1 protein-coding gene is annotated in these 426 nt (G+C 59.9%); it reads left to right on the plus strand.

Translation table 11 applies throughout. The features are described 5' to 3' along the window. Window positions 1-13: 13 nt before the first annotated feature. On the plus strand, window positions 14-426 hold a 413-nt coding region (locus tag KK102_RS22090; protein ID WP_216358429.1), incomplete at its 3' end, for a contractile injection system protein, VgrG/Pvc8 family.

Consider the following 426-nt stretch of genomic DNA (forward strand, 5'->3'; position numbering starts at 1 on the left):
TGGAATAAAGATTATGCTCAACCGAATTACCGTTCAGCTCCCGGTGGAGGGGCTTCTGTTCTGGAAACTGACGGGCCGCGAGGCGATGTCCGAATCGTTCGCGCTGACGCTGACCGTGCTCGGCACGGACGCGCGCATTGACCGCAGTAAGCTGCTGGGCCAGCCGGTCACGGTGACCATCCCGACGCAAAATCTGCTGACGTCCCGCTATATTAACGGAAAAATTACCCGCGTGGCGGTCAGCGCCGTTGAGCTGACGGGCACCCGCTATGCGGTGTACCAGCTGACGGTGGAGCCGGACCTGTGGCCGATGAAGCGCGACCGTAACCTGCGTATTTTCCAGGGGCAGACGGTGCCGCAGATTGTGAAAACCCTGCTCGGTGAGCATCAGGTCAACGTTGAGGATAAACTCACCGGCAGCTACCG

Origin of the sequence: Enterobacter quasimori, assembly GCF_018597345.1 — a bacterium.
In the GTDB taxonomy this organism is placed as follows: Bacteria; Pseudomonadota; Gammaproteobacteria; order Enterobacterales; family Enterobacteriaceae; genus Enterobacter; species Enterobacter mori.